A 23,390-nucleotide genomic window follows, 5' to 3' on the forward strand; every position below is an offset into this window, starting at 1 on the left:
ATAGTTTTACTCTCTCCCTATCGGATAATCTTCATAAAAATCTTCAAAGGTTTTATCGGTGGTGTAATTCTCTCTTAATACTTTGTAAACCATTAACACTACTAGTAATTGACCGATAACTGTAAGTATAAACATCCAACTAAACCCTATATTAGTAAAACCCAAAGCTATTAGCACTAATAAAAAAATAGTGACAAACAATACCAAAAACATAACCGTGCACCTCATAACTATCAAATCACCCTATAATTTACGAAAAAAATCAACAACTTATAAAGCTCTAATGACTTTATAAAGAGTTCCTTTGATATTTAAAGTGGCTTTGGAGATTTATTTGAGGTAGAAGAAAAAGACTAACTCTCTAACAATACTTAACGTTTTATTAGTGCTTCTCCTTCAAAAACTAGCCCTTTAAAACCAGTTTTCATAAAATTTCTAATGTTTTGATGATCTGTTCCTTCAGGGTTTTTTAAAACATCTTCAAAATAATACTGTCCAAAACAAGCCAAGGTTTCTTCTTTACTAAACTTCTGCTGTATCGCGAAAGAAAACACTTTACATGAACCTTGATTTTTTTTAGCTTCATTGTATATATCTCCATTTTTAAAGGCAGTAGGTGTAAAATTATATAAATTTTCAATCACCGATATAGTATCAGGAAACTCTACTTTTCCTGGTGTATTTTGTATAGTTTGTTTAAATGTATCTAGTATCATTTGAAAAAGGTTTTACGCTGCAAAACAAAAGATTTAAACTCATAAAAACTAACTCGTAGTAATTTTTTACAAACTAACATTTATAGTTAAATTTGCACAGCTAAAATTTCAAGAAATGTACAGAACGCATACTTGTGGCGAGTTAAGAGCATCGCACATCAATACTGAAGTAACCCTTTCTGGTTGGGTACAAAAATCACGTGATAAAGGTTTTATGATTTGGGTAGATTTACGTGATCGTTACGGAATTACACAATTAATTTTCGATGAAGAGCGTACTTCTAAAGAGTTAATGGATAAAGCAAAGACTTTAGGACGTGAGTTTGTAATACAAGTAACGGGTAAAGTTATTGAGCGTCAATCTAAAAATGCTAACATTCCAACAGGTGATGTAGAAGTTTTAGTATCTAGCCTAGAGGTTTTAAACGAAGCTAAGTTACCACCTTTTACCATTGAAGATGAAACTGATGGTGGTGAAGATTTACGTATGAAATATCGTTATTTAGATATTCGTCGTAACCCAGTAAAAAACAGCTTAGTTTTCCGTCATAAAGTATCAATGGAAGTTCGCAAATATTTATCTGACAAAGGATTTATTGATGTGGAAACTCCCTATTTAATTAAATCTACTCCAGAAGGAGCACGTGACTTCATAGTACCTTCACGTATGAATGCTGGTCAGTTTTATGCCTTACCACAATCTCCACAAACCTTTAAACAGTTGTTAATGGTAGGTGGTATTGATAAATATTTCCAGATTGTTAAGTGTTTTAGGGATGAAGATTTACGTGCCGACCGTCAACCAGAATTTACACAGATAGACTGTGAAATGGCATTCGTTGAACAAGAAGATATTTTAGAGATTTTTGAAGGAATGACACGTCATTTATTGAAAGAAATCAACGACGTTGACGTAGAGAAATTCCCAAGAATTACGTTTGATGAAGCAATGCGTAAATACGGAAATGACAAACCAGACATCCGTTTTGGAATGGAGTTTGGCGAGTTAAACGAAGTAGCGCAACACAAAGATTTCAAAGTATTCAATTCAGCAGAATTAGTAGTAGGTATTGCTGTTCCAGGAGGAGCTTCATACACTCGTAAAGAAATAGATAAGTTAATCGATTGGGTAAAGCGTCCGCAAGTAGGAGCTTTAGGAATGGTATATGTAAAGTGTAACGAAGACGGAAGCTTTAAATCTTCAGTAGATAAATTCTACGATCAAGAAGATTTAGCAAAATGGGCTGAAGCTACCGGAGCGAAGGCTGGGGATTTAATTTGTGTGCTTTCAGGAAATACTAACAAAGTTCGCGCACAATTGAGTGCTTTACGCATGGAAATGGCAGAGCGTTTAGGTTTACGTAAACCTGATGAGTTTGCTCCGTTATGGGTAATTGACTTCCCATTATTAGAATTAGACGAAGAAACAGGTCATTACCACGCAATGCACCATCCATTTACCTCTCCGAAACCAGGTCAGTTAGCATTATTAGATACTGATCCAGGAGCTGTAAAAGCAAACGCTTATGATTTAGTGTTAAACGGAAACGAAATTGGTGGAGGATCTATTAGAATTCACGATAAAGAAACTCAGGCAATCATGTTTAAGCATTTAGGGTTTACCGAAGAAGAAGCAAAAGCGCAATTCGGATTCTTAATGGATGCTTTTGAATACGGAGCGCCACCACACGGAGGTTTAGCTTTTGGATTGGATAGATTGGTAGCTATTTTAGGAGGACAAGAAACCATTCGAGATTTTATTGCCTTCCCTAAAAACAATTCAGGACGCGATGTGATGATAGATGCACCTGCAACTATAGATGATGAACAACTACGAGAACTAAGCATCAAACTAGATGTAAAAGAATAAAGATAGAAACCCTGCAAATTTTGCAGGGTTTTTTATTACCTTTAATGTACGTCATGAGAAAGGTTAAACTTCACGAAAACAAATCAATAACATATCATGAAACAATCTGTTTCTAAAAAGCTAAATGAATTAGAATCAACTGCTATTTGTGGTAACGACATTAGCTCTTCTGTTTTGTATGTATCAGCATTAGCTATTGCCTTTGCAGGTCAGTATGCATGGATAACTCTTTTAATAGTATCTGTAGTCCTATTTTTATTTAGGAAAATATATGGCGAAGTAGTTGGTGCAATGCCTTTAAATGGTGGTGCTTACAACGCTTTACTTAATACTACAAGTAAGTTAATGGCTTCTTTTGCTGCAACCCTTACCATACTTTCTTATATGGCAACTGCAGTAATTTCTGCCAATGAAGCAATTCATTACTTACACCATCTAATTCCTTCAATGCCTATAATTATAACCACTATTGGGCTTTTATTATTTTTTGCTTTATTAACTATTGGTGGCATAACAGAATCGGCTAAAGTAGCTGTTGGGATTTTTTTATTTCATTTACTATCGTTACTTGTACTTGCTTTTTTTATTCTCTTTTATTTGTCTCAAAACGGAATTGATATACTTTTTAACAACTGGAATCATCAATCTGAAAATAGTATTTGGTATGCTATCTTTTTTGGTTTTGCCGCTTCGATGTTAGGAGTTTCTGGTTTCGAAAGTTCTGCAAATTTTGTTGAAGAACAACAAAAAGGAGTGTTTCCAAAAACATTAAAAAACATGTGGGTAATTGTAAGCATCATTAACCCTTTGATGGCTGTTTTCGCGTTGTCTCTTTTCGCTATCCCTGTTTTACAGAGCTCAGACTATCAAAACACTTTGTTAGTTCAGATGGGAGATTTTGTTGGTGGTGAATGGGTTGCTACAATTATTGCTATAGATGCTTTTTTAGTATTAAGCGGAGCTGTTTTAACAAGCTTTGTAGGTGTTACTGGTTTGTTAGAACGTATGACTTTAGACCGAATAATGCCGCAATTCTTTTTAAAAAAGAATAAAAGAGGGAGTTCTTACCGAATTATTATTTTATTTTTTATTCTAGCTGTTTCTGTATTACTGATAACGAATGGAAACGTTTCTTTATTAGCTGGTGTGTATACGATTTCTTTTTTATCGGTAATGGCGTTGTTTGCCATAGGAAACATCTTATTAAAAATAAGGAGAAATCAATTACCTAGACCCGAAAAAGCAACTTGGGCTTCCGTTTTATTAGCCATAATTGCTGTGTTATGCGCTTTAATAGGTAATATTTTAATGGAACCAAAAGATGGGTTACCTAGTAACACTTCAGTATTTTTAAACTACTTTATTCCAACCATAATTTTCATTATAATAATGTTAAACCGTACTGTTTTATTAAAATTAGTGCTACAAATAATTTATGCTATTTTTAATCCTCTAAGGCGACTGGTTTCAAGTACGGATAAAAAAATTACACAAACCATTAATAAAATAAACGACCAAGAGTTCGTCTTTTTTACAAAAGGGGATAACATTGCTACTCTTAATAAGGTTATGCTATACATTATTAAAAATGAACATACAAAAAAAATAAAAATTGTGTTAGCTCTTGATAAAGGAGATACAATTCCTGAGAACCTACCTAACGAGATTACCTTTTTAGATAGAGAATACCCCAAAATTAAAGTCAACTTTCAAGTTGTTCAAGGAAAATTTAGCCCCGAGCTAATTAAAGAGCTATCTAAAAAGTGGGGGATTCCTATTAATTTTATGTTTATAGGTGCTCCAAGTGATAAATTTCCTTACAAGGTTGAAGAATTAGGCGGAGTTCGATTAATTGTATAATTAAATTTTTATTTAATAAATCAAAAAGAGGATAGTATCTTTAAATATTCTTAACTAGCTTTTCAAAAATTAACTAAGAATCTAGAAAACAATGCCATCATCTAAGGAAGCTTATAAAAAAATATTAATTTGGAGGTACAAACATATCTCTGAACGACAATTCGTATATATTTTAAGCGTTTTAGTAGGCTTTTTGGCAGGTATTGGTACCTTAATTCTTAAAAACCTTACTTTTTACTTTCATCGTATTTTAGAAGATGGGCTTATTAAAGACTATCACCATTCTTTATACTTCATTTTCCCTATCATAGGATTGTTTTTAGTGTATTACATTAAAAAATACCTCATCAAAAAAGATATTGGTCATGGTATTTCTACCACTTTGCAATCTATTTCTAAAAAAAACGGAATTATAGAACGCTATAAAATATACGCATCACTTATAACAGCTCCCATAACTGTTGGCTTTGGTGGTTCGGTTGGGTTACAAGGTCCTGCTGTTAGTACAGGTGCCGCCTTAGGATCAGGAGTAGCACAGTTATTTCATATGAATATGAGAACTCGTATGTTATTAATTGGTTGTGCTACCGCCGGCGCGATGTCGTCAATGTTCAAAGCCCCCATTGCCGCTATTATTTTTGCAGTGGAAATTTTCAGTTTAGACCTTGCTTTTGCATCGTTAGTTCCGTTATTATTAGCATCTGTTTCTGCGGTAATTACTTCGTATTTTTTTTTAGGGAAAGATGTACTATTTAGTGTCCAGCTTCAAGATGCTTTTGAAATTAACGATCTTATCTTTTACATAGCTTTGGCTATTTTTACAGGATTCTCTTCTGTATATTTTTCTAAAATTTATTTTAAAATTATTAACTTCTTCAAAAAACACAACCCTTTTAAACGGCTAGTTTTTGGTGGAATTGCCATTGGTATAATGCTGTTTTTAATTCCTCCACTATTTGGTGAAGGGTACGGAATTATCAACAACTTATTATCTGAAAATGCTAGTGCTGCTCTTAAAAGCATTCATTACAACATTGATTTTGACAATGTTTGGATGGTTATTATTTTTCTATTAATCATCGGTATTTTTAAAGTAATTGCCATGACTACCACTTTTGCTGCTGGTGGAGTTGGAGGAATCTTTATTCCTACGCTTGTTATGGGAAGTTCCTTAGGAAATGTTATGGCTAAAATTATCAACCAATTTGGGTTTGATGTCTCAGAAACTAATTTTACGTTGATTGGTATGACAGGGCTAATGGCTGGTGTTTTACACGCTCCGTTAACCGCTATTTTCTTAATTGCTGAAATAACTGGAGGGTATGACTTATTTGTTCCTCTAATGCTTGTTTCTGCAGTTTCGTATGCCATCACTAAATACTTTGTATCTAATTCCATTTACACTATAGAGCTGGCTGAACGTGGGGAACTTATTACACACAACAAGGACAAAAATGTAATGATGATGATGAAAATTAGTAAAATTATTGAAAAAAACTTTATTAAAACTCATCCAGATATGACTCTTGGAGAGATGCTAAAGCAAGCCGTTTCTAAATCGAAACGAAATATTTTTCCTGTGGTTGATAGTGATAATAAATTTAGAGGAATTGTTCTGTTGGATGATATCCGTCCTATGATGTTCAATCAAGAATTGTATGAAACGACTACCGTTAAAGACATTATGAAAATACCTCCTGCTATTATTTTTTATGATGATGGTACAGAAAAAGTAATGCATAAATTTAAAGAAAGTGGCGCATGGAATTTACCTGTTGTAAAAAACGGAGTGTATGTTGGTTTTATTTCTAAATCTAAATTACTGTCAGTGTATAGAAACAAACTAATTGAGGTTACTGTTTAGCTTAAAACAATTCTATACTCTCAACTCACATTTTGATGTAAAGAAATAACTTCCTTCTTCAGATTTTTGGGGTACTCTATTATCTACACACATATAACGTAACTCACAATCTTTACATTCATTTATTGCATCTTTATTAACTCTCCAGTACTTTTGAAATTGTTCTGAATCTGTAATCTTTTCCAAGTCTTCAAAAGTCACACTTGTTATATTTCCGAATACCTCTTCTGTTTCTGGAGCGTTGAGCAAATTCCCCTCCTTATTTATAAAAATCTTTTTATTAAAGTAAGCATTGTACTTTTGAGACTCTGTAAACAAAGAAATATTTACCGTGAAAAAACATTCCTTTCTATTTACAAATTTGTTAGGTGACGTTATAATAATTTTTGAAGACGTTGTTTTTAACTGTGCTTCACTTAGCAGAAAAATAGTTTCTACCCGTTTGTTTTCAGCTACAAGTTGTTCATAATCGGTTATTCTTTCATCTTTATTATATTTTGCTTCAAAAACAACAGAAAAAATAGAAGAAGTAGTTAATTTTTCTATAATATTTTTAATAACAATATAAGATTCAGGAGTAGATATTTTAATATACAAGTATTCACAACCCAGTGCTGTAAGATATTTTAGTATTTTATCAAAAAAAGGATATGTTATTTCACTTATCTCGATAATTGCATTTGATATTTTAGCTGGGGACGCCCAATTCATATTCAATTTAGGAAATAACGCTATTTCATCTTTATCTACTAAAAATGTAAGTTCTTTTGTTACCAAAAACTGAAAGTACTCTTCTACGACTTGCTTATTGTCTTTACCACACAATTCAAATATTTCCGAAATAGTATGTTCTTCAAACAACTGAATGAAGTTATACAAATCGTTTGGAATATTAAACATTTGTTTTCTTTGTAAATCATAAATAGCTGATTTATCTCTCCCTAAAACCGGAATGCAATTAGAAAACATTCTTACGTATTTATCGCTGTTTTTCATTTATAGGATATTGTATCGTTATTGGCTTGTAAAAACTTCTTTTTAAAGCGTACCTCTCATGGTATTTATCTATTGGTATTCTATTATGAATCAACGACATTGAACTATTACTGATAGATTTTATTTCTGACAAATAGATTATTGCGGGTAATTTCTTTTTATACTCTTCTTTCGTTTTATCTAATAACTGCTGAGCTTCTTTTTGAGGTATCATATTTTTTAAGTTTATGTGCTATTTTTTCTTCTAAATAATAATTACAAGGATAAGAAACCATACCAAATTGCCCAATGGGGTTTACCTCCAAGAAAACATACTGCTTACAGGGTGTATAAATTAAATCGAAAGAACAACTAGCTAAATTGAGCTTTTCTGCTAACGTTTTTAATTTTGTTTCTATGTCTAAAGGTAGGTTAAACGGAATTGTTCTATTTGGTTTTTGATTGTTATAACATCTAAAATCTGTTTTAGTTTGTTCATCTAACTGAGAAAAAATTGCCATTGAATAAAACTCCCCGTCCAAAAAATAACTACGTATTTCTAGTGTTTTTTTAATATTTTCTTGAAATAAACTAATTCCAAAAGAGTCATCAAATAAACTTGCTTTTTCAGCAGTTATTGATGTTGTGTACGTGGGAAACCAATAAGTATCTCCATACAAACTAATAGGGTCATTAATAGGCTTTGTAATTAACAATTTATCTTTTAATTCTTCTTCTAAAACACTTTTTTGGTTTGTAATTGTGGTTTTAGGGATGCACAATCCTAATTGTTTTGCTATTGTTAATACAATAAGTTTATTAACTTTTTTAAAGTTATAATTATTTATAGAAGGTTTTTGACTCAGTAAAAAATGTAAATACTCAAATAAATCTTTTTTTTCTTCATTGTAAAACTCCGTTATTTTGTCTCCAATAAAATCTTTCATCTCAATGCAATCATACAGCATAAAATTTCCTCTTCGATACCAAACCGAGGTAACTTCATTAAAGTTTACAGTTACATCTTTAGTAGTAATAAAAACCTCAGAGGTGTTTATATTTACTGTTACATTATTTATAAACTCATTGTTGTTAAGTAATATAAAATCTTCTTTTAAATAGTAAAGCCATCTTATTATATCAATGGTACTTTCATCTTGCTCTATGGATAAAATTAATATCATACTTCAACTATGTTAACCCATTCTGCTAATTCTATTTTGGCAGAATGAGTTATTTAAGGACTAATTAATCTTTATAACCATCAGTTCCCATATTCATACCATCTACATAGGTTCCGATATTAAAACTTCCTACGTAGTCTTCTTCTCTCTCGTCTCTCCAATAAACTCCATGTCCATAGTAAAGACCTCCTTTAGTTGTGTCCATCTCATTTTGAGACATTTCAAACTCTTTTAATGATTTCATTTTTGAATTCATAATTAACTATTAATTTGGTTACCTACTCTGTTTACTATAGGATTTTCGGCTTACTCCTTTCTATGTCAATTAGATGTGTTTTTTGTTCCCTTTTTAGTAAATTTAAAAGGGTGTTCTGATCAATTTTTTTCAAACAGGATGAATACAAATATTAAGTTTTTAGTAAGGCAAAGTTGAAGTACAAGGGAACTATTTATAAAATAAGGAGGTATAATTTAAAAATTATACCTCCTTAAAGAAACTGGTTTACAGTTACAAAATCGTTTTTTGTTAGTAATGGTTACTAAAGCTTAGTATTTTTTAAAATATTGGCTTATTAAGTCATTTGAATTTTAATTAGTAAGTTGCATTGTATATAAGCTAATTATATAGCTAAGAAAGCAAGCATTTTATCTGGAAAATCGGTAAAACCACCATCAACATTTGCTTCAAAAAAAAGTACTTGCATCATTTCTTCAAAAGAAGAAAATTCATCTAGTTGATCGGCTCTAAAAGTATACGGGTGTACTTGTAATCCTAGTTTGTGAGCATCTTTAACTAGTGTTGTAAACTGCCACTTCTCTCCTACTTTTTTATCTAAAATTTGCTTGTACCAAGGCCCCAACCCGTCTGCATACGATGCGAAATGTGCTAATTCTTTGGTTTCCTCAGAGAACTCAATTAATTGTACTAAGAATAGTTCGGACTTCAATTCTTTTCGAACTCTTTCCAATTCTTTCGCATCAAAACATTGAAACATACATTTATCGTTCTTTGTTTTGTAGCCATAGCTTGAAAGAATGTCCAACGTAATTTTAGCAATATCTTTTCTATTTTGGTGATGAAACTCAGGGTTTTTAATTTCTGGATAAATTCCGATATTTTTTCCTGTAGAAGCATTCAACCCTTGAATTAGTTCTATTTCCTCTTGTAAAGAATGTAATTTAAAACTTCCTTTCCCCTTCGGAAATCGATTCGGGTATATTTGTTTTCCAGTTTTCGGATTAAAACGTTCTGTTACATTTAGCTTTTGTAGTTCTTCAAACGTAAAATCAATCACATAAAAACGTTCATCTTCTCTTCTTCTTTCTGGGAATTTTTCAGCAACATTAGTAACATCATCCAAATAAATATCATGAATCACAATTGGAATGTTGTCTTTACTCAATACCAAATCTTGTTCTATATAATCAGGATTCATTGCATATGCCATGGCTTTGGCTTCCATCGTGTGTTCTGGTAAATATCCTGAGGCTCCTCGGTGAGCGATTACAATTTTCTTTTTCATATTGGTCAGTTTAGTTTGTGGCTTGCATCCGAAGAAAAGAATCAAGAAAAACAGCGCATAAATTTGTTTCATTCTTTACAGGTATACTTGAGTGGTTAAAACTAGCATTGTAAAAACTGTTAAGATAATTACTAAAGGAATTACAAACTTTAACCATTTATCATACCCTACTTTCACAATAGCTAAGGATGCTAAGATTAAGCCTGTTGGATTAATAAAAGCAAACAACCCCATACCATATTGATACGTATTTACAATTACTTCTCTACCTACTCCAACAGTATCTGCTAATGGAGACATAATTGGCATTGTTAATACTGCCATACCTGATGAACTAGGAATAAAAAATGATAATCCTGAATAAATAAAGAGCATTACATTGGTAAAAATTCCTTTAGGCATTCCTGTAGTAAACTCGCTTGCATACTGTAAAATAGTATCACTTATCAATCCTTGTTCCATTAATACTGAAACTCCTCGTGCAATACCGATAATAAAAGCAACTCCTAATAAATCTCCTGCTCCTTTAATAAACGTGTTTACAAAGTTTTCTTCTTTCATCCTCGCTAGAAAACCGATTAAAATAGCTCCTATTAAAAACACCACAGTCATTTCTTCAAACCACCAACCTAAACGAGATACTCCATAAATCATAATTACAAAACACATGGTAAAAATGGTTAGTATAATTCGTAGTCTGCCTGTTAAGCTATGCGTACTTGATGTTGAACTACCAAAAAGGCTTTCAATCATTTCTTTTTGATCGTAAATAATCGATTTTGTTGGGTCTTTTTGAACTTTGTTCGCATAACGTAAGATGTAAATTACACATATTATAATTCCTCCAATTAGCATTAACAACCTACCTGTAAAACCTGTTGTCCAATTAATTCCTGCTGCATCTGAAGCAATAATAACACTGAACGGATTTACTGTTGAGCACATTGTACCAATTGACGACCCAATATACACACAAGCTAAAGCTACTATGGCATCGTATTTTGCAGCTAAAAATATGGGAATTAGTATTGGATAAAAGGCAATGGTTTCTTCTGCCAACCCAAAAGTTGTACCTCCTACAGCTATTAAGGTTGTTACCACAAATATAAGCCAGTACTCTTTTCCTTTGAGTGTTTTTGCTAGCCAAGCGATTCCTGCATCAAAAGCACCTGTGAAGTTCATTATTCCTATAATTCCACCTAAAATCAGGACAAATAAAATGATATCTGACGATTGAATAATTCCTTTTATAGGAGATTTAAAAAAATCTAAAAAACCTTGTGGCTTTGAATCTAACTGCGTGTAGGTTCCCGGTACACTAATTGGTTTTGCAATATCTCCATTAGTAAACTTTTCTAATGGAATTTTAATTCCCAAGTTTTCTAATGTTTCTTGACTTGCCTGTATTGTTTTCTCTTCCTCTAAGTGTGAATACGTAAATGAATTATTGTTTTTCTGATACTGTAACGTATCAAACTTACCTGCTGGTACAAACCATGTTAAAACAGCTACCAACCCTGCAATTAACAACAAAATAGTATGCGGAGTTGGAAATTTAATGTTCTTCAAAATGTAAAATTATTTTTTTGTTAAAAGTAACAAAAACTTACTGTTTTAGTATTTAAACAAGTTTAAAGTTCCTTCAAAAAAATTATCTTTACATCGTATTTTAAAAATTAATTATGGAAAACTCATTTGAGCCCAAAGTGCTTGTTGCACAAGTCTCAGAAACTGACAGAATTGCTTTTTACAAGAAAACCTATGCACATGTTGCTGGTGGTGTATTATTGTTTGTTTTGTTTGAGTATTTATTTTTACAGAGTGCTACTATTGTTGAATTTGCCTTATCAATGACCCAAGGTTACAAATGGCTATTGTTACTAGGTGGTTTTATGTTAATTACAAACTATGCAGAAAGTACTGCTTTAAAAACATCTGATAAAAACTTACAATACTTAGCATATTCAGGGTATATTTTTGCGGAAGCATTTATTTTTATCCCTTTAATTTACATTGCCATATCCTACACTAATAATTTGGATGTTATAAAACAAGCAGGTATTGTTACACTAGCTTTATTTGTTGGAATTTCATCAATCGTTTTTATTACTAAAAAGGATTTTTCTTTTATTAGAGCTGGACTATCTGTTGGATTTTTTATTGCTATCGGATTAATTATTGCTGGTGCTTTATTCGGATTTAATTTAGGATTATGGTTTTCTGTTGGAATGTGTGTATTAGCCGCTGGTTCTATTTTATATCAAACATCTAACTTAGTTAACAAATTCTCTACAGATGATTACATTCCTGCAGCATTAGGTTTGTTTGCTTCTTTAATGTTATTATTCTGGTATGTATTACAAATATTTATGTCGAGAGATTAACAAAAAACTATTATAAACTAAAAAGCCTCCAAATGGAGGCTTTTTTTAGTATAAATCCCAATTCCCTTCTCTATAGTAAATATATAATTTAGGTGAAAAAATTGTGTTAACTTTTATTCCTGTAGTGTCTGTTAATGGTTTTCCAAATGCTATTAGTTGAGGTATAACATTATTATTTAGCCATTTTAAATTTAACTCAGATACGTTTACTTTTATAATTTCTCTCTTAGAAACACTATTATGTTTTGCCATAACCCACCCCCACTCTCCTAAAGTTAAAATTTGATTATGCATTGGTATAGTTTTCAATCCTGCTGCTCTTAAAGTTTTATCAATACAATAAAAAGCTTTGGTTGCATAATAAGGACTACCTGCTTGTGTTATAAAAACACCATCTTTTTTTAATTTTAATTTACATAATTTATAAAACTCTTTTGTGTATAATTTGTTTAAATCTAAATTGTTAGGGTCTGGTAAGTCAACATAAATCACATCATATTTTTCTTTAGTTTCTTCTAAAAAATTGAATGCGTCCTGTGTTATTGTTTCTAATCTAGGATCATTCATCGCATTATTATTTAATGTTTTAAAAACTGAATAATTCTTACCTAAATCAACCATATTAGGGTCTAAATCTACCAATGTTACCTTTTGTACATCTTCATATTTAAAAACCTCTCTAACCAAGCAACCATCTCCTCCTCCTAGTACTAATATATTTGCATGTGACTTTGTTAAGTTCATTGGAAGATGTACCATAGGTTCATGGTACATAAACTCATCAAAAGAAGAAAGTTGTTGATTTCCGTTTATGTATAACGAATACCATTGTTTCCATTTGGTGACAACTATTTTTTGGTATTTTGTTTGTTTAGAGTATACTATTTTGTCTTTATATTTTACTTGTTCACCGTATTGAACTATTGGTTTTGAAAAATACAATCCTAAGAGAATAAGAACAGTTACCAAAACATACGTTATTTCAAGTCTTTTCCTTGCTTTCAAAGACACATGCTCTTTTAATACTCTAAATAAATAATAAGAAACTCCTAGATTTAAGAAGCCTAATAAAAAAGGAGTGTACGTTAGTCCTAAATAAGGTAATCCTACAAAAGCAAAAAACAAACCTCCTATTAAACTTCCGAAATAATCTTTTTCTAAAATATTCGAAATGTTTAGACGTAATTCTTCAAACTCATCATTAATTCTTGTAGCAAAAGGAATTTCTAAACCTATTAATAAACCTATTAAAATAGACAAGAAGTAAATTACCAACCATGAAACGTCAGTTACACCATAAACAACATAGGATACCAAGGCTGAAAATGATACTAGAATTGACAAAATCAATTCTGTTAAAATGAAATAAACAATTACTTGCTTAGTAAAAAACTTACTAAATCTACTACCTAAGCCCATAGCAAACAACATTATTGATACTATTAAAGTAAATTGTAAAATAGCATTTCCAATAAAGTAAGAAGCTAGGGTAGATAAAATATATTCCGCTACAATACCACTAATGCCAGTGGCAAATAGTGCTATTTTAAGCGCTAGGGATTTTTGTTTTTTTGTATATGCCAAATCTATTATTTTCCGTAGCCACCAGAACGAGACCTAGTTGAAGAACCATTTGAATACCTTGAAGAACTTCTTGATGATCTTCTATTTAAGCTACTCCATTTCTTTACATTTTGTGCTTTTCTTGAGAAAAATGAACTTCTATTGGTTCTTTCATAAGTACTTCTCGTTCCGTAAGTATAATTCCCTCTTGAGGATTGGTTACCATAATACGGGTTTCCATTATTATTATAAGTTCTATACCCATTATAATCACTTCTGTAAGTATTTCTTCTGGTTCCTAACCAATACCAAAAAAAAGGACTGGTACCATGTGTTCTCCATCTTCTTTGACTGTTATTTGTTTTTGTAGAATCTTTAGAGGTTCCTTCCCATTTCCCATGCTTTTTATCTCCAATTGCCCAACCAAACCCTACAGGTTGTGCAACTCGTGATAACCTTCCATTATGACTAGATACTATTTCCATACCTAAATCATTTTCATGCTTTTTAAAGTATTTCTTACTTACAGTTTGCCATGGAGTTTTTTTGGTATGTAACGAATCTTTTACTAATGTTAATATGTTATATTTCTGCTGATACACCATATAGTCGGGTTCTTCCTCTATTTTCATATCATCTAAAACCACAGAAAAATCTTTGTCTTTATTTTTTTTGATAATCGCTTCTGTAGGTTCTATTAAAACCGTTTTTGCTTGCTTGTAACTTTTAGAGCACCCTATTAGGAAAAAACTCCCTATTAGGAAATAATATAGTAATTTATTCATGCTTAGTTTTCTTTTATATTTTTAATTCTTTTAGCTTTTAATTCATTTCCTAAGAACACCTCATAGCTTCCATCTTCCCATTTTTCAATTGTTAACTGCTCTTCATCTTCTGCATAAAAAAGGGAACATTCAAGGTTTTCTCTAGAAGAATACGTTGTTAAATTCTTATAGTCACCTGTATACACTTCATCGAGTACATACATTTTATTTTGAAAAATTATTTCTTTAGTATGAATTGCATCAATTAAATAAGCCTCTTCTAAAGAAATAGCTTCACTATAAGTTAGTTCATAGTCTCCTTTATAGAGTTCAACCTCTAAAAAAGCTTCTTTATTTGAAGAAACAATAGTATACTCAATACTAGAGTTATCCATACGCCAATCGTACTGAGCTACTTCAGTTATTTTCCAGTTTGTTCCGTGGAGAGTAAAAGTATATCCTACTTTTAACTTATCTAAAAGGTATTTTTTCGAAGGTTTCCAAAACATATTATTCTATTTCTTTTCCACAATGTGGGCAATTACATTGTTCAGTTTTAACTCTTAATTTTCTCACTTCTTCAATATAAGCTGAACTTATGATTCCTGTAGGTAAGGCTACTATTCCTATACCTAAAAGAGCAATGAAAGCACTTAAAATTTTCCCTATTCCTGTTATAGGATAAATATCACCATACCCTACTGTCGTTAATGTAGCAACTGCCCACCACATAGCTTGACCTATATTTTGAAAAGCTTCTGGTTGTGCTGTTTTTTCGATATTATACATTAGTGTAGATGCTAAAACTAATAGTATAAAAACTAAAAATATAGTAACTAATATTTCATTTTTAGTCTTTACTAATACACTCTTAATAATACTCAAGGATTTAAAGTACCTTTTTAATTTTAATAAGCGTAGTAGCCTAAACAAACGAAGAGTTCTAAGAATTCTTAAATCAATTTTTACAATGTATGGTAAGAAAAATGGAAGGATAGAAATCAAGTCTACCAGCCCCATAAACGACGTAATGTATTTGAGTCTTGCTTTTGCAGGTTTTAAATTGGGGTGAATTATATCTGCAATCCAAACTCTTATAAAGTATTCTAGTGTAAAAATTATAATTGAAAAGACCTCAAGAATGTTGAAGTAATATGCATAAGCTGTATTAATTTCAGGATATGACTCTAACACAATGGCAACCATATTTATAATGATTAACCATGAAATAAAATACTCTACAAGTTTATCTCCTTTTAAATTACCTTTTTCATCGTCAAATAATAATGTTACTTTTTGTTTAATCATCATTATCTTATTTTATCTAAAAAACCTCTTTGACTAGAGTTTTTATCTATTTTCTTAGCTCTAAACTGTTTTTGAATCCAAAGAATCCCTTCATTAAGATCAAACGACTTGTTACAGGTAAAAAAGTCTAATGCAACATAATTATGCTCTGGCCAAGTGTGAATTGCAATATGACTTTCCTTTATTACAATTACCCCGCTTATACCAATAGGCGAAAACTCATGGATTGTAGTATTGACTACTGACAAGTCCATAATCGTTGCTGCTTTTTCTAAAATATGTTTTATGGAGGTTACTGAGTCTATAATTGTAGCATCACAATCATAAAAATCTACAGTAGTTTGATACCCTAAGCTCTTTTTCATTCCTCAAATATACATTTTGTATACTTATGTAAAAAACAAATTTAAAAATCCGCTTTTATGATAACATCATTTGTGCTTTCTTAACTGCGCTTACCAGTACATTAGTTTCTTCTTTGGTATTGTAAAAAGAGAAGGAAGCTCTCACTGTTCCTGGGATACGATAAAAATCCATAATAGGTTGCGCACAATGGTGTCCTGTACGAACAGCAACACCTAACTTATCTAAAATTGCTCCAACATCATACGGATGGATTCCTTCTAAATTAAAAGATATTACTGATGTTTTATTTGTTGTTCCGTAGATTTTTAATCCTTCTATTTTTTCTAACTCTTGCGTTGCGTACGATAACAATTCATTTTCTTGTTTTTCTATATTAGAAAAACCAACTGAATTCATATAATCAATAGCAACTCCGAAAGCAATACCTCCACAAATATTTGGTGTTCCTGCCTCAAACTTATGGGGCAACCCAGCATAGGTGGTCTTTTCAAAAGTTACGGTTTCAATCATCTCCCCTCCTCCTTGATATGGTGGTAATAACTGCAATAGTTCTTCTTTACCATACAACATTCCAACACCTGTTGGTCCGCACATTTTATGAGCTGAAGCAACATAAAAATCAGCATCTAACGCTTGTACATCAGGTTTTACATGTGGTACTGCTTGTGCTCCATCAATCAATACATAAGCGTCAAACTTATGCGCAGCATGAATAATTTCTTTTATAGGATTAATTGTTCCTAACGCATTAGACACATGGTTACAAAAAACTAACTTAGTTTTTGGGTTTAGTAATTCATGATACATATCCATTCGTAACGAACCATCTTCATCCATCGGAATTACCTTTAAAATAGCTCCTGTTTTTTCGCATAACATTTGCCAAGGCACAATGTTAGAATGGTGTTCTAAGGCAGATACAATTATCTCATCACCCTCTTGTAAGATAGATGCAAAACCAGATGCCACAATATTAACTCCATGTGTTGTACCTGAAGTTAAAATGATTTCATACGAATGTTTCGCGTTGAAATGTTTTTGAATCTTAATTCTTGCTTCTTCATACTTATCAGTCGCTTCCTGACTTAAAGTATGCACGCCTCTATGAATATTTGCATTGTAATTAGAGTAGTAATCTACAATTGCATCAATTACTACTTGTGGTGTTTGCGAAGTTGCTCCGTTATCTAAATACACTAATTTTTTCCCATGTACTTCTCTATTTAAAATAGGAAAATCAGCTCGAATTTTATCTATACTAAACATGTAAAATATCAAATTTAGCACAAAGGTAGGGCTTGCGTTTCAAATACAAACATCAAACAATTAAATTCTTACATTTGCTATAAACCTGTCACATGAAAATTTTAAAAAGAATCCTTCTTCTCGTTTTAATTGCCTTCGCAATTGCTATTTTTTACAACTATCCGAAGTTAAATATTTTGGCTGGATACTCTGCTAAAAACACCGCTTCATCTGTCTTTCTTGCGGAAAGAAGTTTAGCTTTTACTGATGCAAATGACAACAATTTTTCTCCTATAAATATTACTTCTGATAAAATTAACACGGAAGAAAAATCAGCTATAGGTTCAGTATATGGATTATTAAAAAGGAAAGCCGTATACAGAGAAGGATTGGGTGCTGTTTTAGTTACTGATGATTTTGATATCACCAAACCTCAACTCACTCCTAAACGTTCAAAACCTGATAATAGTACTCCTTTCCCTTACGGAAACGCAGATCACAAAGACACTATTTTCGCTAACATTGATTATACAAAACTAAATGAGACTATTGATACTATTTTTAATGATAGAAATCAAACACGTTCGGTAGTAGTGGTATATAAAAACAAAATTATTTTTGAAAAATATAATACTGGTTTTACCAAAGAATCGAAGCAATTAGGTTGGTCTATGACCAAAAGTATTACGGGTACTTTGTTCGGAATATTAAAATGCCAAGGAAAAATTGATATTCAACAAAACAACTTGTTTCCAGAATGGGAAAATGATGACCGTAAAAACATTACAATCCATAACTTATTGCAGATGAATTCTGGGCTAGAATGGAACGAAGATTACAACACTATTTCCGACGTTACTAAAATGTTGTTTTTAGAAAAAGACATGACCAAGGTACAAGTGAACAAACCTCTAATAGGAAAACCTAACGAAACTTGGAACTATTCTTCTGGAACTTCTAATTTGTTATCTGGTATTTTACGAACAAAATTCAACACACACCAAGAGTATCTTGATTTTTGGTACAGTGCTTTAATTGATAAAATTGGCATGAACTCTATGATTGTAGAAACAGATATGAGCAACCACTTTGTAGGCTCATCATACGCTTGGGCAACGGCGAGAGACTGGGCTAAATTAGGATTATTATACTTACATAATGGAGAATGGAACGGAGAACATTTGTTTGATAAAGACTGGGTAAACTATGCTACAACTCCTACTCCAACTTCTGATGGTTGGTATGGGGCACAAATTTGGTTAAATGCTGGTGGCAGATATCCTGATGTACCAAAAAATATGTTTTCTTTTAACGGGTATAAAGGTCAAAATGTATTTATTTTGCCTAGTCAAGATTTGGTTATAGTTCGTACGGGACTTACCAAAAATGCAGATGTAAACACCTTGTTAAAAGGAATTATAAATTCTATTAAACACTAAACCATGAATCCATTTTATTATGTGCTTTCTATAAACGGATTGCTTTTTTTATTCAGTATTATTTTTTACTTCTTTCCGCCTAAAAAAATCAATGCTATTTATGGGTATCGTACTAATAAAACTATGAAAAATGATACTATTTGGCAATTTGCCAATACTTTTTTCACCAAAGAGTTTATGAAGTATTCAGCAATTTCGTTGGTCGCAGCGTTGGTTTTGGCGTCTATATCAAAAGAATTAACATGGCAACCTATGGCAATTATGTTATTATCGTTGGCCGTATCTGTTGTTAAAACTGAACAAGAAATAAATAAGAACTTTGATGAGGATGGAAATAGTAACTAAAACTCATCAAGACGTTTTAACCAAAAGACCTTGACGTTTTTACAAAAACATCAAGGTCTTTTTTTAAACTCATACGTGTCTTTTTTATTGACCGTCTTAATTGATTATTTTGTATACTCTTCTTTGAGCAGTGTAATATCATCAATAATTTTTTGCCCTCTTTTCTTTTTAACAACAACTTACTAATAAAAGTTTTTTTTACAACTACCTCGAATAAACATAACAACTCCATCTTTATAAGTGAAATATTTCTACAAACTAAAAAGCAATCAAAAACATAGTATATTTACTACCGGATAAAAGTATTTGTTAACCTAGATATAACAACAAAATGAAGGCCCTGTAAAATTAATTCACAAAATTAAACCGATTAATTACAATGGCTTTACTCAACAACAATGATAGCTCTACAACAATTTGTGAGCTAATTAACAAACAAATGATAGCTCATCCAAAACGAAGAGCTATTGTAGATGGAACTACTTATATAGATTATGCTACTTTAGTTAAACGTAGTAATGAGGTAGCAGGAGAACTTAAAAATAAAGAAATAAAATCTGGGGCTTTAATTGGGGTTTGTATGAGTCGCTCGTGGGAATTAGTGGCAACCCTTATGGGTATTATGCAGGCAGGATGTGCATATGTACCTTTAGATCCTGCATACCCAAAAGACCGCATACAATATATGCTAGAACATTCTAGTACTTCTGCTGTTTTTGTTGACTCTGATATTAGTGCAAACCTGTGTGAAAAAGTTCAAGAATTAATTTGGATTGATAAAATAGGTAACCATACAGACACAAAAACTCATGCGTCACCAAATGAATTAGCATATGTGATTTACACATCAGGATCTACTGGTCGTCCAAAAGGAGTTGCTGTTGAACATAAAAGTATCGTTTCTTTAGTTAAATCTATGAGTGAGTTATTTACTGAAGACAATTTAAAAGGCATGGTTGCAGCCGCATCTGTTTGTTTTGACACCTCTGTTATGGAAATTATGGGCACATTATCGTTAGGAGGAACCATCATTCTGGCGAAAAATGCATTAGAACTCACCTCACTTCCTGCTATTGATCTTGTTACAATGTTCGTTATGGTTCCTTCAGCAGTACAAGCTATTATCTCTTCACAAAAATTACCTAAGAACTTACAATGCTTGGTATTTGGTGGTGAAGCTCTTAAACGCTCTTTGGTAGAACAAGTATACAAGCAAAAACCCAACCTAAAAGTATTAAACGCCTATGGTCCTACCGAAGATACTGTTTATTCTACCATAGCTAAAATAAATAAAGAAGATAAACTAATTACAATCGGTACATCAGTACCTGATTCACATGCCTACATTTTAGATGAACAACTACAACCTGTATCTAAAGGAAATGTAGGTGAACTATATCTTTCTGGTAGTAAGTTAGCTCGTGGTTATTTATTTGATGAAACCCTAACAAAAGAACGATTTATTAACGTAAAAATCAACAACCAAAACACAAGTGTTCGTTTGTATAAAACAGGTGACTTATGTCGCTGGATTGATAATAATAAAATTGATTTTATTGGTCGTGCCGATCAACAAGTTAAAATTAGAGGCCACCGAATAGAACTTGAAGAAATTGAAGCTACTATTGAAACAATGGAAAACATCGCTATGGCTGCTGCAGTAATTGCTGATGGAGACATAGGTCAAAAGATACTTATCGCCTATATCGTTGGTAGTGAAGGTAAAGAAATAAACGTTTCTGATGTAAAATATTTTGCTAAAAACTACTTACCAAAATATATGGTTCCACAAATTATTAAGCAAGTAGAAAAGCTACCACTACTTCCCAACGACAAACTAGACAGAAAAAAACTAGCCAACCTTTCTATCGAGCTATCTTCTGAACTGGTAACTGAGGATCCTCAACACTATCAAACCCTTCCAAAGCAACACCCTTCTTCAAATGATTACAAAGAACACCTATTGAGGACCATTCAAAATGAAGTAGCTAAACTTCTTACCATGAACAACTCAGCAAATGTATTGCCTGATGATTCATTTGACAACCTCGGAATAGATTCGTTAACCACACTAGAACTCAGTAGCAGGTTAAGTAACATATTACAGCTAGATATTAGTGCGTATGATATTTTTGAAAACCCCACACCAAAAGCGTTAATCAATCATATTATTAGCACAAAAGAAAACAATAACGAAAACAGTAGTTTAAAACTAAAAACAGATACTCTTACTAGCTTTCAAACCCATATTCAATCAAGTCACCCTACCTTTCAAGCCGCAAAAGTAACAGCTTGGTCGGTAACAGATAAAAGTAAACTTGTACAAGAAGTATTACAAATGGTTAATGATAACCGTAGAAACCCATATAGTAAAGTACTACTCACAGGAAGTGCTACCAAAGGATTAGTGGGAGATGCTTATAACGATGAAACACAAGAAGCGATTATTTGGACAACGAATCTATATCTGGGATTAAATCGTGACCCAGAAGTTATTAAACAAGCATCTACAGCATTAAATAAGTTTGGAACTGGTATGGGAACTTCAGCTGCTGCTTCAGGTATGACAAGTCAACATCTTGAGTTTGAAGAAGAATTTTCGGATTTAGTTGGAAAACCTAGTGCATGTTTATTCCCTACAGGTTATACTGCTAATGTAGGTGCTGTCGCTGGACTTTTAGGAAGAAACGACATGGTTCTTATAGATCAACTTTGTCATGCCTCTATTGTAGATGGAGCAAGGTTGTGTGGTTCTACTGTGAGAACTTTTAAACACAATGATGCTGAAGATCTAGAAGATATTTTACAGTCAGAAGCATCTCCGTACCGCACTATTTTAGTAGTACTAGAAGGTGTTTATAGTATGGGAGAAGGAGCAGCTCCTGTAGCAAAAATTGTTAAAACGGCTAAAAAATACAATGCCCTCACTTTAGTAGATGAGGCTCATTCTTTTGGTTTCTACGGTAAAGGAGGTGCAGGTATATGTGCAGCACAAGGAGTAACTAAAGATGTAGATTTTATAATGACAACCTTAAGTAAAGCTCTAGGAAGTCTTGGAGGTGTTGTTGCTGCCAGTAAAGAACATATTGATTTATTAAAATCATCTTCAAGAGCCTATATTTTTCAAGCTTCTATTAGTCCTGCCGATATGGCTGCAGCTTTAACAGCTTTGAGAAGACTTCGAAAAGATGATGCTTTACGCCAAAAATTATGGGACACTACCTACTATATGCGTCGAAAATTTGAAGAAGCAGGTTATGATTTAGGTACTGGTGATGGTCCTATTATTACACCTCATTTTGCAGATAAAAACAAACTTTATGCAATTGTGCAAAAACTTTACAAACTTGGAATTCAAACGTCTGCTGTTACCTATCCAATTGTAGAAAGCGGAAGAGGTCGTTTGCGATTAATTTGTTCTGCTGCTCATACACGTGAGGATGTTGATAAGACCCTAGCGGCTTTGATTCAAGCTGAAAGAGAAGTTGACATTTTACTTCAAGGGAAACAAAAAACAAAAAAGAACACAACTATTAGTCTCTCTAAGTTAAAAGATTGGGCTGAACAATTTTCAAATTACTTAAAGAACACAACAGATAAAAGCACTGAAAAAACTCCTGATTTAGCTATCGAATTAAGAAGTACAGAAAACTCTGATGCAATTGTAATTTTACTAAAAGGTGGAAACATAACACTTAATCACAATGCTACTTATGAACTTCACACTTGCTCTTTGTTGATTAATGAAGAATCTACTATCACAGCATTAGAGTCTTTTGATGTTCAAGGTTTATTGCATGCTATATCAAATGGATTTTGCATTTTAAAGGGTCAAATAGAGCCTTTCGTGTGGTTAATTGGACGAATTTCAGACCACAAGAGGCTTGTTCTAGAAGGTTCTAGACATATTTCAAAACAAGTTTATTAAAGCTTTTTAACTATAAAGCCCTTGATGTTTAGCTAAACATCAAGGGCTTTTTTCAT

General features: G+C 32.2%; 21 protein-coding genes. 7 read left to right on the plus strand and 14 right to left on the minus strand.

The window, feature by feature from the left end:
• Positions 1 to 6: 6 nt before the first annotated feature.
• Entirely contained in the window at positions 7 to 135 is a 129-nt protein-coding gene (locus tag C7448_RS16065) for a hypothetical protein (protein WP_262510974.1), read from the minus strand.
• A gap of 236 nt (positions 136 to 371) precedes the next feature.
• Entirely contained in the window at positions 372 to 716 is a 345-nt protein-coding gene (locus C7448_RS00795) for a HopJ type III effector protein (protein ID WP_115899465.1), read from the minus strand.
• A 115-nt stretch (positions 717 to 831) separates the two neighbouring features.
• Between C7448_RS00795 and aspS the strand changes: the two genes are divergently transcribed.
• From aspS to C7448_RS00810, 3 genes are all read left to right on the plus strand, one after another.
• Complete coding sequence (gene aspS / locus C7448_RS00800; RefSeq protein ID WP_115899466.1) at positions 832 to 2,586, plus strand: aspartate--tRNA ligase; 1,755 nt, start codon at positions 832 to 834, stop codon at positions 2,584 to 2,586.
• Between the two features lie 96 nt (positions 2,587 to 2,682).
• Positions 2,683 to 4,446, plus strand: a complete 1,764-nt coding sequence (locus C7448_RS00805) for an APC family permease (protein WP_115899467.1) — start codon at positions 2,683 to 2,685, stop codon at positions 4,444 to 4,446.
• A 91-nt stretch (positions 4,447 to 4,537) separates the two neighbouring features.
• On the plus strand, positions 4,538 to 6,310 hold the full coding sequence (locus C7448_RS00810; protein ID WP_115899468.1) for a chloride channel protein: 1,773 nt from the start codon (positions 4,538 to 4,540) through the stop codon (positions 6,308 to 6,310).
• Between the two features lie 12 nt (positions 6,311 to 6,322).
• On the opposite strand, the gene gwsS is transcribed toward C7448_RS00810, so the two are convergent.
• The 6 genes from gwsS to C7448_RS00840 form a co-directional block, all read right to left on the minus strand.
• A complete protein-coding gene (gene gwsS, locus C7448_RS00815) occupies positions 6,323 to 7,306 on the minus strand; it encodes a grasp-with-spasm system SPASM domain peptide maturase (protein ID WP_115899469.1) in 984 nt (327 codons plus the stop codon).
• A complete protein-coding gene (locus tag C7448_RS00820; RefSeq protein ID WP_115899470.1) occupies positions 7,290 to 7,520 on the minus strand; it encodes a hypothetical protein in 231 nt (76 codons plus the stop codon). The genes gwsS and C7448_RS00820 overlap by 17 nt, the downstream gene beginning before the upstream one ends.
• Positions 7,483 to 8,469, minus strand: coding sequence for a grasp-with-spasm system ATP-grasp peptide maturase (gwsG, locus tag C7448_RS00825; RefSeq protein ID WP_115899471.1), 987 nt, complete (start codon positions 8,467 to 8,469; stop codon positions 7,483 to 7,485). The genes C7448_RS00820 and gwsG overlap by 38 nt, the downstream gene beginning before the upstream one ends.
• Positions 8,470 to 8,533: 64 nt before the next feature.
• Positions 8,534 to 8,713, minus strand: a complete 180-nt coding sequence (locus C7448_RS00830; RefSeq protein ID WP_115899472.1) for a hypothetical protein — start codon at positions 8,711 to 8,713, stop codon at positions 8,534 to 8,536.
• Between the two features lie 376 nt (positions 8,714 to 9,089).
• Positions 9,090 to 10,064, minus strand: coding sequence for a glycerophosphodiester phosphodiesterase (glpQ, locus tag C7448_RS00835; RefSeq protein WP_115899473.1), 975 nt, complete (start codon positions 10,062 to 10,064; stop codon positions 9,090 to 9,092).
• Positions 10,065 to 10,067: 3 nt separating this feature from the next.
• Positions 10,068 to 11,561 carry a YfcC family protein gene (locus tag C7448_RS00840; RefSeq protein WP_115899474.1) on the minus strand — a complete coding sequence of 498 codons (1,494 nt, stop codon included), beginning with the start codon at positions 11,559 to 11,561 and terminating at the stop codon, positions 10,068 to 10,070.
• A 113-nt stretch (positions 11,562 to 11,674) separates the two neighbouring features.
• Between C7448_RS00840 and C7448_RS00845 the strand changes: the two genes are divergently transcribed.
• Positions 11,675 to 12,376: a Bax inhibitor-1/YccA family protein gene (locus C7448_RS00845; RefSeq protein WP_211321873.1), complete on the plus strand. Its 702-nt coding sequence runs from the start codon at positions 11,675 to 11,677 to the stop codon at positions 12,374 to 12,376.
• A gap of 45 nt (positions 12,377 to 12,421) precedes the next feature.
• Here the strand turns inward: C7448_RS00845 and C7448_RS00850 are convergent, their stop codons facing one another.
• From C7448_RS00850 to C7448_RS00875, 6 genes are read right to left on the minus strand one after another with little or no spacing between them, the layout of a single operon-like run.
• Positions 12,422 to 13,960, minus strand: coding sequence for a polyamine aminopropyltransferase (locus C7448_RS00850; protein WP_115899476.1), 1,539 nt, complete (start codon positions 13,958 to 13,960; stop codon positions 12,422 to 12,424).
• Between the two features lie 5 nt (positions 13,961 to 13,965).
• Entirely contained in the window at positions 13,966 to 14,724 is a 759-nt protein-coding gene (locus C7448_RS00855) for a hypothetical protein (protein WP_115899477.1), read from the minus strand.
• Positions 14,725 to 14,726: 2 nt separating this feature from the next.
• Positions 14,727 to 15,212 (minus strand): DUF4178 domain-containing protein, encoded by a 486-nt coding sequence (locus C7448_RS00860; protein WP_115899478.1) that lies wholly within the window; start codon positions 15,210 to 15,212, stop codon positions 14,727 to 14,729.
• A 1-nt stretch (position 15,213) separates the two neighbouring features.
• Positions 15,214 to 16,014 carry an ion transporter gene (locus C7448_RS00865; RefSeq protein WP_245939404.1) on the minus strand — a complete coding sequence of 267 codons (801 nt, stop codon included), beginning with the start codon at positions 16,012 to 16,014 and terminating at the stop codon, positions 15,214 to 15,216.
• A complete protein-coding gene (gene speD, locus C7448_RS00870; RefSeq protein WP_115899479.1) occupies positions 16,014 to 16,376 on the minus strand; it encodes an adenosylmethionine decarboxylase in 363 nt (120 codons plus the stop codon). The genes C7448_RS00865 and speD overlap by 1 nt, the downstream gene beginning before the upstream one ends.
• Before the next feature lie 55 nt (positions 16,377 to 16,431).
• The gene (locus C7448_RS00875) at positions 16,432 to 17,643 is read right to left on the minus strand and encodes an aminotransferase class V-fold PLP-dependent enzyme (RefSeq protein WP_115899480.1); all 1,212 of its coding nucleotides are present in this window, start codon (positions 17,641 to 17,643) and stop codon (positions 16,432 to 16,434) included.
• A 92-nt stretch (positions 17,644 to 17,735) separates the two neighbouring features.
• On the opposite strand from C7448_RS00875, the gene C7448_RS00880 reads away from it, so the two are divergent.
• The 3 genes from C7448_RS00880 to C7448_RS00895 all read left to right on the plus strand — a co-directional run bounded on the left by C7448_RS00880 (position 17,736) and on the right by C7448_RS00895 (position 23,334).
• Positions 17,736 to 19,061, plus strand: coding sequence for a serine hydrolase domain-containing protein (locus C7448_RS00880; protein ID WP_115899481.1), 1,326 nt, complete (start codon positions 17,736 to 17,738; stop codon positions 19,059 to 19,061).
• A gap of 3 nt (positions 19,062 to 19,064) precedes the next feature.
• A complete protein-coding gene (locus tag C7448_RS00885) occupies positions 19,065 to 19,406 on the plus strand; it encodes an SdpI family protein (RefSeq protein WP_115899482.1) in 342 nt (113 codons plus the stop codon).
• A 379-nt stretch (positions 19,407 to 19,785) separates the two neighbouring features.
• Positions 19,786 to 23,334 carry an amino acid adenylation domain-containing protein gene (locus tag C7448_RS00895; protein WP_115899484.1) on the plus strand — a complete coding sequence of 1,183 codons (3,549 nt, stop codon included), beginning with the start codon at positions 19,786 to 19,788 and terminating at the stop codon, positions 23,332 to 23,334.
• Positions 23,335 to 23,390 lie beyond the last annotated feature (56 nt).

The sequence above is a fragment of the Tenacibaculum gallaicum genome (genome assembly GCF_003387615.1).
Taxonomy (GTDB): Bacteria; Bacteroidota; Bacteroidia; order Flavobacteriales; family Flavobacteriaceae; genus Polaribacter; species Polaribacter gallaicus.

Bases quoted from the DNA above. Each gene is read 5' to 3' on its own strand.
- C7448_RS16065 (WP_262510974.1), bottom strand. From the start codon at position 135: ATGTTTATACTTACAGTTATCGGTCAATTACTAGTAGTGTTAATGGTT.
- C7448_RS00795 (WP_115899465.1), bottom strand. From the start codon at position 716: ATGATACTAGATACATTTAAACAAACTATACAAAATACACCAGGAAAA.
- aspS (WP_115899466.1), top strand. From the start codon at position 832: ATGTACAGAACGCATACTTGTGGCGAGTTAAGAGCATCGCACATCAAT.
- C7448_RS00805 (WP_115899467.1), top strand. From the start codon at position 2,683: ATGAAACAATCTGTTTCTAAAAAGCTAAATGAATTAGAATCAACTGCT.
- C7448_RS00810 (WP_115899468.1), top strand. From the start codon at position 4,538: ATGCCATCATCTAAGGAAGCTTATAAAAAAATATTAATTTGGAGGTAC.
- gwsS (WP_115899469.1), bottom strand. From the start codon at position 7,306: ATGAAAAACAGCGATAAATACGTAAGAATGTTTTCTAATTGCATTCCG.
- C7448_RS00820 (WP_115899470.1), bottom strand. From the start codon at position 7,520: ATGATACCTCAAAAAGAAGCTCAGCAGTTATTAGATAAAACGAAAGAA.
- gwsG (WP_115899471.1), bottom strand. From the start codon at position 8,469: ATGATATTAATTTTATCCATAGAGCAAGATGAAAGTACCATTGATATA.
- C7448_RS00830 (WP_115899472.1), bottom strand. From the start codon at position 8,713: ATGAAATCATTAAAAGAGTTTGAAATGTCTCAAAATGAGATGGACACA.
- glpQ (WP_115899473.1), bottom strand. From the start codon at position 10,064: ATGAAACAAATTTATGCGCTGTTTTTCTTGATTCTTTTCTTCGGATGC.
- C7448_RS00845 (WP_211321873.1), top strand. From the start codon at position 11,675: ATGGAAAACTCATTTGAGCCCAAAGTGCTTGTTGCACAAGTCTCAGAA.
- C7448_RS00855 (WP_115899477.1), bottom strand. From the start codon at position 14,724: ATGAATAAATTACTATATTATTTCCTAATAGGGAGTTTTTTCCTAATA.
- C7448_RS00860 (WP_115899478.1), bottom strand. From the start codon at position 15,212: ATGTTTTGGAAACCTTCGAAAAAATACCTTTTAGATAAGTTAAAAGTA.
- C7448_RS00865 (WP_245939404.1), bottom strand. From the start codon at position 16,014: ATGATGATTAAACAAAAAGTAACATTATTATTTGACGATGAAAAAGGT.
- speD (WP_115899479.1), bottom strand. From the start codon at position 16,376: ATGAAAAAGAGCTTAGGGTATCAAACTACTGTAGATTTTTATGATTGT.
- C7448_RS00875 (WP_115899480.1), bottom strand. From the start codon at position 17,643: ATGTTTAGTATAGATAAAATTCGAGCTGATTTTCCTATTTTAAATAGA.
- C7448_RS00880 (WP_115899481.1), top strand. From the start codon at position 17,736: ATGAAAATTTTAAAAAGAATCCTTCTTCTCGTTTTAATTGCCTTCGCA.
- C7448_RS00885 (WP_115899482.1), top strand. From the start codon at position 19,065: ATGAATCCATTTTATTATGTGCTTTCTATAAACGGATTGCTTTTTTTA.
- C7448_RS00895 (WP_115899484.1), top strand. From the start codon at position 19,786: ATGGCTTTACTCAACAACAATGATAGCTCTACAACAATTTGTGAGCTA.